Origin of the sequence: Geodermatophilus normandii (genome assembly GCF_003182485.1) — a bacterium.
In the GTDB taxonomy this organism is placed as follows: domain Bacteria; phylum Actinomycetota; class Actinomycetes; order Mycobacteriales; family Geodermatophilaceae; genus Geodermatophilus; species Geodermatophilus normandii.
This window is the reverse complement of the sequence record NZ_QGTX01000001.1, coordinates 3,414,586-3,427,956: the sequence shown is the minus strand read 5'-3', so window position 1 is coordinate 3,427,956 and position 13,371 is coordinate 3,414,586. Positions and strand designations below refer to the sequence as shown.

Genomic DNA, 13,371 nt, shown 5'->3' with positions numbered 1-13,371 from the left:
CGCGCGGGGACCCCGGTGCCGGCGCCGGCCGCCGGGAGTCCCCTCGCGGGGGTGCGGCTCCCCTACTCGTCGAACACCAGCGAGGGCGTGTCCTGGCGCAGGGTCTGTCCCCGGAAGAACTCCGGGTGCCGGGCCCGCCAGGCGAGCATGAGCACCGCGCCGAGCAGCAGCAGCCCGATGCCGATCACGAAAACGCTGCCCAGGCCGAACACCGACGAGCCGCTGCCGTAGGCCGGGTCGAGGGTGTCGATCGCGGTCTGGACGAACACCGCGGTCAGCATGAGCGCGCCGAGCAGCGGCATGACGCCCTTGACCAGCAGGTCCTTGGCGCTGCGGCGCAGCTCGTGGCGGAAGTACCAGACGCAGGCGTAGGCGGTGAGGCCGTAGTAGAAGCAGATCATCAGGCCGAGCGCGTAGATCGTGTCGATGAGCACGTTCTCGCTGATCAGCGTCATCCCGACGTAGAACAGCGCCGTCGCGACGCCGGCGACCAGCGTGGCCGTCGACGGGCCCCGGTAGCGGGGGTGCACGTCGGCCAGCCGCTGCGGCAGCGCCCCGTACGTGGCCATGGCCAGCAGCGTGCGCGTCGGCGGGAGGAAGGTGGTCTGCAGCGACGACGCCGAGCTCGCGACGACCGCGAGGAAGAGCAGGAACGCCAGGCCCGGGCCCAGGACCGGGCCGGCGAGGGCGGCGAAGACGTTGTCCCCGGTGTCCGGGTTGCCCAGCCCCGTGCCTTCGGTGCCGACGCCGGCGTACACCTGCACCGCGATGGCCGCGACCAGGTAGGTGAGCACGATGACGGCGATCGTCACCAGCGCCGCGCGGCCCGGGGTCCGCGCCGAGCCGGTCGTCTCCTCGTTGACCGTCAGGCAGGTGTCCCAGCCCCAGTAGATGAACAGCGAGAGGGACAGGCCCGCGGTGAAGGCGCTGAACGAGCCCACCGCCGTCGGGTCCAGCCAGGAGAACTCGAAGGGGATGCCGCCGGGCGCCGAGCCGGACTTCACCAGCGCGAGGACGACGAACAGCAGCAGGACCGCCATCTGGAAGCCGACCAGCGTGTACTGCAGCCGCTTGGTGGCCTCCACCCCGCGGTAGGTCACCCAGGTCGCCAGCGCGACGAAGACGACGCAGGTCAGCACGTTGACGAGCCGGTCGTCGCCCAGGGCGCCGATCGACTCCGACCCCGTGATCTCACCGATCAGCAGGTAGAAGAAGGAGACGGCGACCCCGGCCAGGTTCGACAGCACGATGACCGTCGCCAGCAGCGCACCCCAGCCGCAGAGCCAGCCGACGTAGGGGTTGAAGGCCTTGGTGGCCCAGGTGAACGAGGTGCCGCAGTCCGGCGCGACCCGGTTCAGCTCCCGGTAGCCGTAGGCCACCAGCAGCATCGGGATGAAGCCCACGAGGAAGACGGCCGGCATCTGCAGGCCGACCTCGGTCACCGTCGGGCCGAGCGTCGCGGTCAGCGCGTACACCGGCGCGATGCTCGAGATGCCGAGGACCACGCTGGCCAGCAGCCCCACCGAGTTGCTCGACAGACCCTTCGACCTCAGGTCGGCGCCGGCGCCCACCGATCGCTCGTCCACGCTCATCCACGTCCTCCTCGTCGCGCCGGGCGGCGCAGCACGACCCGGCCTGTGCACCGGGTCACATCCGAGACGATCAGGTGACCGTCCTGCCCGGGGAAGAGTCCGTCGTGTACACCCGGCCGCCGCCGGAACGACGGTTCGGCACGGCCGGGTCGACGGATCCCGGTGCGCAGACCCTGCCCGACGACTGTTTCGTGCGCGTGTCGGCCGTCACCGCCGCCCCTTCCGTCGCCGTGGCACGGACCGCCGGGGCGCCCGCCGGGGGCCCCAGGCACGGGTCCACGCGCGGATCGCAGCGACGTCCACGGAAGCCGAACGTCCCGAGGACGATCGCACGGGAAACCGTCGGACGGGCGGCTTGACAGCACGGATCCGGTCGTCACGATGGAGCCGTACCCTGCGGCCAGCCCGGACCGCACGACTGATCGGACCTCCGCCGCGATGACGCGCTATGGCGCCCAGTACGGGCCCGACATCACCTACCTCGGCGTGGACCGCTGCGACCTCGACGACCCGGCGTCCTACGCGGGTGCCGACGTCGTCGTCCTCGGCGCTCCCTTCGACGGGGGGACCTCCCACCGTCCGGGCACCCGGTTCGGCCCGCAGGCCATCCGGATGACCGACTACCTCCCGCACGACGGCTCCCGTCCCAGCCTCGCGCTGCGCACCGACGGGCTGCGCGACCTGCGGGTGCTCGACGCCGGCGACGTCGAGATGTACTCCGGGGACATCGAGACCGCACTGCCGGCACTCGAGGCCGCGGTCGAGACGGTGGCCCGCGCCGGCGCCGTCCCCGTCGTCCTCGGCGGGGACCACTCGATCGCCTTCGCCGACGCCAAGGGCGTGGCCAACGCCCTCGGCCACGGCCGGGTCTCGATGATCCACTTCGACGCGCACGCCGACACCGGGGACATCGAGTTCGGCTCCCTGTGGGGGCACGGGCAGCCGATGCGCCGGCTCATCGAGTCCGGCGCGCTGCGCGGTGACCGGTTCCTGCAGATCGGCCTGCGCGGCTACTGGCCGCCGCCGGAGACGCTGGACTGGATGGCCGCGCAGCGCATGCGCTCCTACGAGATGACCGAGATCGTGCACCGCGGGCTCGAGGAGTGCCTGACCGAGGCGTTCGGCATCGCCACCGACGAGTGCGAGGGCGTCTTCCTCTCCGTCGACATCGACGTCTGCGACCCCGGGCACGCCCCCGGCACCGGCACCCCCGAGCCCGGCGGGCTGACCGCCCGGCAGCTGCTGGACTCGGTGCGCCGCACCTGCCTGGAGCTGCCGGTCGTCGGGGTCGACGTCGTCGAGGTCAGCCCGCCCTACGACCACGCCGACATCACCGCGGCGCTGGCCAACCGGGTGGTCCTGGAGGCGCTGTCGGCGATCGCCCGGCGCCGCCGGGACGCCCGGGACGGCACCCGCTGGGACCCGTCCCTCCCCCTGCTCGCCCACCGCCCCGACACCGCCCCGGAGGACCCGTCATGACCGAGCACGCGCCGTCCTGCCACAGCGCCGGGAGCTCCGGCAGCACCGGCCGCCCGGCCGGCGCCGGGACCCCGCACCCGCTCGACCCGCTGACCGCCGACGAGTTCCGCGCCGCCGCCGCGGTCCTGCGCCGCGACCGGGGGGTCGACGAGCGGTGGCGGTTCGCCTCCGTCGAGCTGCGCGAGCCGGCCAAGGACGTCGTCCGCGCGTTCCGCCCCGGCGACCCGATCCGCCGCGAGGCCCGGGTCACCGCCTGGAGCCGGGACGAGGGCGTCCCCTACAAGGCGGTCGTGTCGCTCACCGACGACGCCGTCCTCTCCTGGGAGGCGGTGCCGGGGCAGCAGGCGAACATGACCCTCGACGAGTGGCACGAGGCGCACGAGGTGCTCATCAAGCACCCCGACGTCGTCGCGGCGCTGGCCGAGCGCGGCATCACCGACCTCGACCTGGTGCTCATCGACACGTGGGCCTACGGCCACTCGCTGATCCCCCAGGGGCTGCAGGACCGCCGGGTGGGCTGGACCGACGTCTGGCGGCGGTCCGTCCCGAACGGCAACCCCTACGCCAACCCGGTCGCGGGCCTGCACTTCGTCGTCGACCTGAACACGATGGAGCTGCTGCAGGTCGAGGACACCCCACCCCCGGCGCAGCCCGCGGTCATGGGCGAGTACCTGCCCTCGCTGGTGCCGGGCCTGCGGCAGCGCACCGACGTCCGGGCCCTGGAGATCACCCAGCCCGACGGCGTCTCCTTCGACCTCGACGGACACGAGCTGCGCTGGCAGAAGTGGACGATGCGGCTCGGCTTCAACCACCGCGAGGGACTGGTGATCCACCGGCTCGAGTACGACGGGCGGCCCGTGGCGCACCGGATGTCGTTCGCCGAGATGGTCGTCCCCTACCGCGACCCGAGCCCCGACCACCACCGGCGCACCGCCTTCGACATCGGCGAGTGGGGCCTGGGCTTCATGACCACCTCGCTGACGCTCGGCTGCGACTGCCTCGGCGACATCACCTACGTCGACGCCGTCCTGCACGACACCCGCGGCGAGCCGTACACGATCGAGAACGCGATCTGCCTGCACGAGGAGGACGACGGCGTGCTGTGGAAGCACGTCGACGAGCAGGCCGGCGCCGAGGTCCGCCGGTCGCGGCGGATGGTCGTCTCCTTCCACGCCACGGTGGCCAACTACGAGTACCTGACCTACTGGCGCTTTTACCAGGACGGCACCGTCCAGTGCGAGGTCCGCGCCACCGGGATCATGGTGACCAGCGCGTTCGCGGGCAGCCCGCCGCCTTACGGCACCGTCGTCGACGAGCAGACCTACGCGCCGATCCACCAGCACTTCGTCGTGGCGCGGCTGGACATGGAGGTCGACGGCCCGGAGAACACCGTCGTCGTCACCGAGAGCGAGGCGCTGCCGGTCACGGAGGACAACCCGTACGGCCTGGCCGTGGTGACCCGCAGCCACCCGGTGGAGAGCGAGGCGCAGGGGCGCCTGGACGTCGACTTCGCCAGCCAGCGCTCGTTCACGGTGGTCAACCGGACGAAGCCGAACCGGCTGGGGACGGCGCCGGGCTACAAGCTGTACCCGAACTCGGCGATCCCGTCCCTGGCCGACCCGAGCGCGCCGTTCCGGCAGCGGGCGCAGGTCATCGACCACCCGGTGTGGGTGAGCCGGTTCGACGAGGAGGAGCGCTGGCCCTCCGGCGAGTTCTGCAACCAGAGCCGCCGCGACGAGGGGCTCCCGCAGTGGCAGGAGGCCGACCGCCCGCTGGTCGACACCGACCTGGTGCTCTGGCACGTCTTCGGCATCCACCACGTGCCGCGCCCGGAGGACTGGCCGGTCATGCCGGTCGACGTCTTCTCCTTCGAGCTGAAGCCGGTCGGGTTCTTCGACCGCAACCCGGCCCTCGACGTGCCGTCGTCGGGATCGGGGCACTGCTCCTGATGCACGGGCGACCGGCAGCTGCGGGCCGCTCCGGCGGGCCGCAGCTGCTGGCCGCCACCGCGGCGGGGGTGGCGACGGTGTCCGCGCTGCTGCACCTGCCGCTGCTCGGACCGGCCGTCCCCGGCGGAGGCGCCACCGTCTCCCTGGCGCTCGCGGCCGCCTGCCTGGGCTGCGCCGTGCACCTGTGGCGCCGCCCGTCGGCGGCGGCGTGGGCGGGCACGTCGGGGTGGCGGCGCTGATGCTCGCCCATGCCCTGCTGGCACCTGCGGGGCACGCGCACGACGGGCCGACGGCTCCGGACGCGGGGACCTGGGCGCCGGGGGTGCTGCTGCTCCTCGCCGGCCTCGGCGTGCTGCTGGGCCTGACGCGCTGGGCCGTGGGGACCGACGTGCCGGTCCGCTGCCGGCCGGGTCAGATGCCGGCGGCGGGCGGGAGCTCGGGACGGCGGGTCCCCCAGGCGTAGGTCTGCTTGCGCAGCCCCAGGTACAGGTGGGTCTCGGTGGACGTGACGCCCTCGACGGCGCGGATCCGGGCCACGGTGCCCAGCAGCTGGTCGTCGTCCTCGGCGACCACCTCCACCAGGAGGTCGGCCGGGCCCGCGGTGACCACCACGTAGATGACCTCGGGCAGGGCGGCGATCGCGTCGCCGACGGAGCGGGGGTCACCCTCGGTCCGGACGGTCACCATCGCCTGCCGGGAGAAGCCGACCTGCAGGGGGTCGGTGACCGCGACGATCTGCATGACCCCGGCGTCGAGCAGCCGCTGCACGCGCTGCCGCACCGCGGCCTCCGACAGTCCCACCGCCGCGGCGATGCGGGCGTAGGGACGGCGGCCGTCCTCCTGCAGCTGCTCGATGATCGCCCGCGAGACGTCGTCGAGGACCACCTGCCGACGGGTGCTCACCCTGCCTCCCGCCTCGGTCGTGTCGGCCCGGTGACCCCGGGCTCCCGGATGGTAACGACCACCCGGGAGCCCGGCGCTCTCCTCGCGGGGAGGCTCACCCGGCGGCGCCGACGGGCCGGCGCGCCCGGCCGCCGCCACGCGGTGACCGGCACGACGCCGGCGGGCAGCGGCCGGCGCGCTCACGCCCCCGCGTGCGCGTCGAAGGCGGCGTCGAGGACGTCGAGCGCCTCGGCCAGCAGGTCCTGCCCGATGACCAGCGGGGGCAGGAAGCGCAGCACGTTGCCGTGCGTGCCGGCGGTCAGGGTGATGACGCCCTCGGCGTGGCAGGCCTTGGAGATCGCGGTGGTCAGGGCCGGGTCGGGCTCGCGAGTCCCCGGGCGCACCAGCTCCACGGCCAGCATGCCGCCGCGGCCGCGGACGTCACCGACCACGCCACTGCGCTCCTGCAGCGCGCGCAGCCGCGGCAGCATGGTGGCCTCGATCGCGCGGGCGGCGGCGTTGAGGTCCAGCTCCCGCATGGTGCGGATGCTGGCCAGCGCGGCGGCGCAGGCCACCGGGTTGCCGCCGTAGGTGCCACCGAGCCCGCCGGTGTGCACGGCGTCCATGAGCTCGGCGCGACCGGTCAGCCCGGCGAGCGGCAGCCCGCCGGCGATGCCCTTGGCGGTGGCGACCAGGTCCGGGACGACGCCCTCGTGCTCGGCGGCGAACCAGTCCCCGGTGCGGCAGAAGCCGGTCTGCACCTCGTCGGCGATGAACACCGCGCCCGAGCGCGTGCACCACTCGGCCAGGGCCGGCAGGAAGCCCGGCGCCGGGACGACGAAGCCGCCCTCGCCCTGGATCGGCTCGATGAGGACGGCGGCGACGTTCGACGCGCCGATCTGCGTCTCGACGAGGTCGAGGACCCGCGCGGCGGCCTGCGCGCCGGTCATCCCGGCCTCGTCCCGGAACGGATAGGACATCGGCACCCGGTAGACCTCACCGGCGAAGGGCCCGAAGCCGTGCTTGTAGGGCATGTTCTTCGCGGTCAGGGCCATCGTGAGGTTGGTGCGGCCGTGGTAGGCGTGGTCGAACACGACGACGGCGGAGCGGCCGGTGGCCACCCGCGCCACCTTGACCGCGTTCTCCACGGCCTCGGCGCCGGAGGTGAACAGCGCCGAGCGCTTCTCGTGGTCGCCGGGGGTCAGCCGGTCGAGCTCCTCGGCGACGGCGACGTAGCCCTCGTAGGGCCCGACCATGAAACAGGTGTGGGTGAAGGCGGCGACCTGCGCCTGGACGGCGGCGACGACCTCGGGCGCGGCGTGGCCGACGCTGGTGACGGCGATCCCCGAGCCCAGGTCGATGAAGGAGTTGCCGTCGACGTCGACGACCACGCCGCCGGCGGCGCGCTCGACGTAGACCGGCAGGACGCTGCCCACGGCCGAGGTCACCGCGGCCGACCGGCGGGCGCCGAGCTCGCGGGAGCGGGGGCCGGGGATCTCGGTGACCAGCCGCCGCTCCTGGACGACGGTGCCGTGGTCGGTCAGCAGGTCGGTCATCGCTGTCTCCTCGCGGGTGCCCGCCTCCCCCGGTCCGGGGAGGTCCTCGCCTCCCAGGGTGGGTGGCGCACGTCTCTCCCGGTACCGTCCGGATCGGCACTCCGAGGACGTCCGGGTGTCCACTTCGTCGAGGGGGCCCGCCGTGCCGGTGACCGTCGCGACCCTGCTGGGGACCGCGTCGCTGGAGCTGACCCTGCACACCCGCAGCGCGCCGGTCGACCGGGCGGTCTCCTGGGTGCACGTGAGCGAGCTGGCCGACCCCACGCCGTTCCTGGAGGGCGGCGAACTGCTGCTCACCACCGGCCTGGCGCTGACCCCCGGGATGGCCGCGGAGTACGTGCGCCGGCTGGCCGGTGCCGGGGTCGTGGGGCTGGGCCTGGGCACCGGGCTGACCCACGCGCAGGTGCCGCCCGACCTGCCGGCCGCGGCCGACGAGCACGGGCTGGCCGTGCTCGAGGTGCCCCGGCAGACGCCGTTCATCGCGCTGTCGCGGACGGTCTCGAGCGCGCTCGCCGCCGAGGAGTACGCGGCGGTGACCCGGACCTCGACCGTCCAGCGGGAGCTCACCCGCGCCGCGGTCGGGCCGGGCGCCCCGGGGACCGTCATCGACCGGCTGGCCCGGCACCTCGGCGGCTGGGCGCTGCTGCTCGACGCCGCCGGGACCCCGCTGGAGGCCGCCCCGGCCGGTGCGCGGTCGCGGGCGGGCGCCCTGGCCGGCGCCGTCGACCGGCTGCGCACCGCCCGCCCGCCGGCCGGCGCCGCGCTCACCCAGCCCGGCGAGACGGTGCTGCTGCAGTCGCTGGGCACCGGCTCCCGGGTGCGCGGTCTCCTCGCGGTCGGGCGGCCGGAGCCCTTCTCGCCGGGCGACCGGCACGTGGTGAACGCCGCCGCGCTGCTCCTGACGCTGCGGCTGGAGCAGTCCCGGGCGCTCGACAGCGGCACCGCGGCGCTGCGCGCGGCGATCCTGCGACTGCTGCTGGCCGGGCAGACCGCCGCGGCCGTCCCGGTGGTCGAGGCGCTCGGCGAGCGGCTGCCGGCCGAGCCGGTGCTCGCACTGGCCGTGCTGGGCAGCGCGGAGCAGCGGGCCGCCGCCGTCGACGTCGCGGCCGACGCGGCGTCGTCCGCCCGCGAGCCCGTGCTCGCCGCGGAGGTCGACGACGCCCTCGTCGTCCTCGTGTCGGCCGGCGGCCCGCTCGTCGACCGGCTCGCCGACCTGCCCGGCCGGGTGCCCGGCGCCGTGGTGGGCACCGCGCCGCCGGTGCCGTGGGCGCGGCTGGCCGACGGCGTGCGGCAGGCCCGCCAGGCGGCGGCGCACGGCCGCGCGTCCGGCCGGGCGGTGACCGCCTTCGCCGACCTCGCCGGGCAGGGCCTGACCGCGCTGCTGGACCCGGCGGCCACCGGCGCCTTCGCCGAGGCAGCCCTCGCGCCGCTGGTCACCGCCGACCGGGCCGGACCCGGCGACCTGGTCGAGTCGCTGCGGGTCTGGCTGGCCGCGCACGGCCAGTGGGAGCCGGCCGCGGCCCGCCTGGGCGTGCACCGGCACACGCTGCGCAAGCGCATCCGGCGGGCCGAGGAGCTGCTCGGGCGCGACCTCGACTCCCCCGGCGTCCGCGCCGAGCTCTGGGTCGCCCTGAACGCCACCGGCGACTGACCGCCGGCGCCGGGTGCGTGCCCGGGCGCCGGCGGCCCGGTCAGACCAGCTCCTCCACCGGCCCGTCGGCGGCGAACCGGCGCAGGACGTTGGCCGTCATGCGGGAGACGTTGTTGTCGCCGTTGCGCACGGGGAGGCTGCCGCACCACGTCATCGAGGAGGCGCTGAAGACGGCGCCCCCCTCCGGCGTCGTGAAGTAGACGAGGTCCGCGCGGATCCGGGGGTGCTCGATGCCGTTCATCCCCGCGTGCGGGAAGAACTGCTCCTCGGGCACGAGCACCGCGTTGACGCTGTGCCCGTGCGAGCTGCCCAGCAGCATCGCGTGCGGCGGGGTGCCCAGGGACAGGTCGTAGATGTCCATCTCCAGGCCCGCCGCTCCGCCGTTCACCAGCCCGAAGTCGCCGATCACCTCGTCGGGGCCGATGCCGTCCAGGATCCAGGCGACCCGCGGGTCACGGGCGTCGGGCAGCTGCACGTAGCCGGTGGAGACGTCGAGCCCGTGCGAGCTCATGCCGGTGCCCCACGTCTTCTGCGGCGCCCGCCCGCGCATCCGCCAGATGCCGCCGCGCTCCGGGCTGAACTCGTGGTGGTACTCCCCGGGCCGGGCACGCCACGCCTGCGTGCCGGTCTCGCCCTTGCGGACCTCGATCATCCAGGGCTTGTCGGGGTGCACCGAGGTGACCCAGATGAAGCCGTTGCCGGCCAGGTACATGCCGCGGCCGCCGGTGGCCAGGTAGTCCTCCCAGGCGTCCATCATCGGCCCGCTGTAGTACTCCGGGTGCGTGCCGGTCAGCACCACCTTGTAGCGGCGGAGCAGCTCCACGCCCTCGGCGTGCAGGTCGTGGTCGGTGATCACGTCGTACGCGAACCCGGAGGTCTCCAGCCAGCCGAGCAGCTGCATGTCCGCCGGGAACTGCCACAGGGAGCCGAACTCGTGCCGGTACCGGGGCCGCATGCTCAGCAGCGGGCGGCGCCACGAGCTGTACTGCACGCCCCGGCCGTCGGCGTGGTAGTCGTACGTCGACAGCCCGTACCGCGGGTCGCGGTGCAGCTCGAGATCACGGTCCTCGATGCTGGTGAACACGCCCATGATCGCCTGCGCGGTCGGCGCGTTCTGCATGTCCTGGCTGTTGGCGTAGGCCAGGTAGCTCAGCGTCGGGACCAGGACGGCGATGCGGGCGGTCGCCGTCCCGCGCGGGGGCAGCACGAAGAAGGGGATCTGGTCCTCGCGCCCACCCGAGGTCACCAGCAGCGCGTAGGCACCGCTGCGCAGGTCGTCGGGCACCCGCAGCTCCAGCGGGTCGGTCCAGGAGCAGTCGTCGAGCGAGTCGTCGTGGAACCAGACGGCCCCGTACTGCTCCGGGCAGTGCAGGTAGTTCTCCTCGTGCCCGTCCCAGTTCCACCCGGTCATCGCCCGGTCCGGCTGGTTGACGCAGCGGCCGTCGAGGCCCGAGCCGGACACGTCCGTCACGTCGTCGGTGGCCACGCCGTCGGGGGTGGTCTGCCGGGTGAAGTCCCAGTGCGCCAACAGCTCGGCGGCGCCGGGCACGTCGCCGGTGTGCAGCGCGTCCCGCTGCTCGCGCGGCACCGCGCCGCGCAGCACCTTCGGGGAGTCCAGCTTGCCGTTGAACAGCCGGGTGACCCAGGTCCGCCCGTCGGCGACCTCCTCGGTGACGCCGGCGAGGACCACGGGGACGGCGGGCTCGGTGACCGTCACCGTGGCGCGGGCCGTCGCGTCGGCGTCGGAGTCCAGCGGCACCACGAGACCCAGCCGGCTGTTGGTCCGGGTGAGCCTGACCCGCTGCTCCAGGAAGAGCTCACCGGAGCCGGGGTCGAACCCGGCGAGCAGCGAGTAGAAGACCTCGGGGAACAGCCGCCGGTCGCTGCGGACGACGGCCCGCCCGCCCGCGCCGTCGGCGACCGTGAGGGTCGGGAAGCCGTCCTCGAGCGTGAGCGCCCAGCCGCTGCCCGAGGCGTCGTCCCAGCGGCTCACCACCCCCTGGCTCTTCTGCGGCGTCGTGGCCCACACGAAGGCGTGCACGGTCAGGCCCTCGGTGCCGGCGAGGGAACCGCGCTCGTCGGGGACGACGACGTGCCCGCCGATCTGCGTCCGCTGCGGACGCCCGGCGTGCTCACCGTCGACGTCCGAGCCGACCGGCGTGAACGTCACGTGGTCCTCGTGCTCCCCGTCGGAGACGCGGGTCCGGGCGTCGTCCCCCGCCGGCTGCTCGGCGGAGCCGATGCGCACCAGCCGCGCCGTGAAGGGAGCCGGCTCGTCGGTGCTGACGTAGAAGCGGACGACCTCGCCCGGCGCGACGCTGGGGCGGTCGCAGTAGCCGCGGATGAACAGCTCAGACATCGCCGTCCTCCTCGCGCAGCGCGCCGTCGAGCCCGTGCGCGGCCAGCCGCTGCAGGAAGGCCGCGTGCACCGCCTCCGTCTCGCTGGCGTACGGGGCGCCCTCGACGTGCACGACCGGCTCGCCGCGGCCCTGCATGAGGGCCAGCCCGTACTCGGTGTAGGGAACCCGCAGGTGCACGAACGGCTTGCCGTCCATGGGCTCGGCAGGTCCGCGGACGAAGTTGAGGACCAGGTTCAGCTCGTGGCTGTGCGGGCCGCGCGGGTTGGCCCGGTGGGCCTCCACCAGCTCCGGCGTCACCAGCGGCCGCAGGGCCTCGACGCGCCGCCGGCGGAACTCCGCCAGCCAGTCCTCGGACTTGTCCCGCGTCGCGGTCGGATCGGACAGGGGCATCGCTGCTCTCCGTTTCTGGGGGCGCCGTCCGCGGGGACGACGCGGCCGGGCACACGACGCCGGTCGCGCGCCGCGGCGGCAGGAGGGGATGCCACACACGCTAGGGACGCCGCGGTTCCGCGACATCGGCCCGGCTGCACCACCTGTGCGGCACGCTTGTGCTCGGCGCACACCGCACGTGGTGCGCCCACACCGGCCCGCTCAGGCTCCTGGACGGGCCAGCCACTCGGTGATGAGCAGGGCGTTGTGCAGCTCGGAACCGGCGTGCTGCACCGGCCGCCCCAGCAGCTGCCCGGCCCGCTGCACCCGGTAGCGGACCGTGTTGCGGTGGATGCCCAGCTCGTCGGCCGTCCGGGCGTGGCTGCCGCCGGAGCCGAGGAACACCCGCAGGGTCTGCCGCAGCCGCGCCGTCTCTGCGCCGTCGGCCGCCAGCCCGCCCAGCTGGCGGCGGACGTAGTCGGCGGCCGCGGCCTGGTCGGCGGTGAGCAGGGTCACCAGGGCGATCTCGGTGTAGTGCGTGATCGTCGGCGCGGGACGCCGCGCCCGGGCCACGGCGACCTGCACCCGCCCGGCGTCCTCGTGGGTGACCCGGAAGCCGGCCACCCCGTGCGCGGCCTGGCCGATGGCGACGTGCACGTCGCCGACGTCGCCGAGGCCGAGCACCGGGCCGGGAGCGGACGCGCCCTCGCCCTGGACCTCCACCCAGCCCCAGGTCTCGTTCGGCCCGCGGTCCAGCAGCAGGTAGCGGCGACCCAGCCTCCGGCAGAGCCGCTCGGCCACGCTGGTCGGGTGCAGCGCGGAGACGCCCTGCGGCACCCGCGAGTCGCGCCAGACGACCACCGCCTGGTGGGTGGAGGACACCGGGTAACCGAGCTCGGCGACCTCGCGGTCGGTGGGCACCTGCCCGGCGAGCAGGCCCAGCACCGCCTGCTCGCGGGCGCGCGGTCCGCCGGGGCCGGGGGCGGCCAGCTCGTCCTCGTACTCGGCCAGCACCCGCTGGGCGGCCCGGTCGAGGTAGTCGAAGAGCTCGCTCTCGGCGTGCTCGACGGCGCGGGCCAGCTCCGCCGCGGGCAGCCCCGCCGCGGCCAGGCGGGGGAAGACCCAGCGACGCCAGATCAGCTGGTGGCCGACGTAGTAGATGGGCTGCAGCGCGTGCGGCGAGACCCCGTCGTGGGCCAGCCGGCGCGGCCAGGCCAGCGCACTCGGCGGCAGGGTCAGGCCGGCGCTGGGCACCCGGTGCGCCAGCATCCGGAACATCGTGTGCAGGTTGTCGGTGACGCTGGCCTCGAGGGCCGCCGTCTCCTGCCGGTCGCGCACGAGGTCGTCGTCGAAGCGGGCGAGCAGCTCGGCCACCAGCTCCTCGGTCAGCCGGGGCACCTCGAGCAGCAGCTGGGCGGCCACCGTGGCGACCGCGTCCGCCCAGTCCTCGACGGCCGGGGGCCACGCGCCCCACACCGTCCCGAGCTCGGCGCTCAGCGTCCCCTCCTCGTGCGCGCCGCCCCGGGCCGCGGA

General features: G+C 74.7%; 10 protein-coding genes. 4 read left to right on the top strand and 6 right to left on the bottom strand.

What is annotated here, in order from left to right; all coding sequences use genetic code 11:
* Positions 1–62: 62 nt before the first annotated feature.
* Positions 63–1,592, bottom strand: a complete 1,530-nt coding sequence (locus JD79_RS16610) for an APC family permease (RefSeq protein ID WP_110006422.1) — start codon at positions 1,590–1,592, stop codon at positions 63–65.
* A gap of 438 nt (positions 1,593–2,030) precedes the next feature.
* Here JD79_RS16610 and speB point away from each other — a divergent pair, with 438 nt between their 5' ends.
* From speB to JD79_RS16590, 3 genes are read left to right on the top strand one after another with little or no spacing between them, the layout of a single operon-like run.
* Positions 2,031–3,071: an agmatinase gene (gene speB, locus JD79_RS16600; protein ID WP_110006420.1), complete on the top strand. Its 1,041-nt coding sequence runs from the start codon at positions 2,031–2,033 to the stop codon at positions 3,069–3,071.
* The gene (locus JD79_RS16595) at positions 3,068–5,020 is read left to right on the top strand and encodes a primary-amine oxidase (RefSeq protein WP_110006419.1); all 1,953 of its coding nucleotides are present in this window, start codon (positions 3,068–3,070) and stop codon (positions 5,018–5,020) included. The genes speB and JD79_RS16595 overlap by 4 nt, the downstream gene beginning before the upstream one ends.
* Positions 5,020–5,259, top strand: a complete 240-nt coding sequence (locus JD79_RS16590) for a hypothetical protein (protein ID WP_110006418.1) — start codon at positions 5,020–5,022, stop codon at positions 5,257–5,259. The genes JD79_RS16595 and JD79_RS16590 overlap by 1 nt, the downstream gene beginning before the upstream one ends.
* A 172-nt stretch (positions 5,260–5,431) precedes the next feature.
* Here the strand turns inward: JD79_RS16590 and JD79_RS16580 are convergent, their stop codons facing one another.
* Both JD79_RS16580 and gabT read right to left on the bottom strand, forming a co-directional pair.
* Positions 5,432–5,923 (bottom strand): Lrp/AsnC family transcriptional regulator, encoded by a 492-nt coding sequence (locus tag JD79_RS16580; RefSeq protein ID WP_110006416.1) that lies wholly within the window; start codon positions 5,921–5,923, stop codon positions 5,432–5,434.
* A 179-nt stretch (positions 5,924–6,102) separates the two neighbouring features.
* Positions 6,103–7,458 (bottom strand): 4-aminobutyrate--2-oxoglutarate transaminase, encoded by a 1,356-nt coding sequence (gene gabT, locus JD79_RS16575; RefSeq protein WP_110006415.1) that lies wholly within the window; start codon positions 7,456–7,458, stop codon positions 6,103–6,105.
* A 148-nt stretch (positions 7,459–7,606) separates the two neighbouring features.
* On the opposite strand from gabT, the gene JD79_RS16570 reads away from it, so the two are divergent.
* Positions 7,607–9,109, top strand: a complete 1,503-nt coding sequence (locus JD79_RS16570; protein ID WP_211308019.1) for a helix-turn-helix domain-containing protein — start codon at positions 7,607–7,609, stop codon at positions 9,107–9,109.
* Positions 9,110–9,149: 40 nt separating this feature from the next.
* On the opposite strand, the gene JD79_RS16565 is transcribed toward JD79_RS16570, so the two are convergent.
* The 3 genes from JD79_RS16565 to JD79_RS16555 form a co-directional block, all read right to left on the bottom strand.
* Positions 9,150–11,468 carry a N,N-dimethylformamidase beta subunit family domain-containing protein gene (locus tag JD79_RS16565; RefSeq protein WP_110006413.1) on the bottom strand — a complete coding sequence of 773 codons (2,319 nt, stop codon included), beginning with the start codon at positions 11,466–11,468 and terminating at the stop codon, positions 9,150–9,152.
* Positions 11,461–11,859, bottom strand: a complete 399-nt coding sequence (locus tag JD79_RS16560) for a N,N-dimethylformamidase alpha subunit family protein (protein WP_110006412.1) — start codon at positions 11,857–11,859, stop codon at positions 11,461–11,463. The genes JD79_RS16565 and JD79_RS16560 overlap by 8 nt, the downstream gene beginning before the upstream one ends.
* Before the next feature lie 201 nt (positions 11,860–12,060).
* Positions 12,061–13,314: a PucR family transcriptional regulator gene (locus JD79_RS16555; protein WP_110006411.1), complete on the bottom strand. Its 1,254-nt coding sequence runs from the start codon at positions 13,312–13,314 to the stop codon at positions 12,061–12,063.
* Positions 13,315–13,371 lie beyond the last annotated feature (57 nt).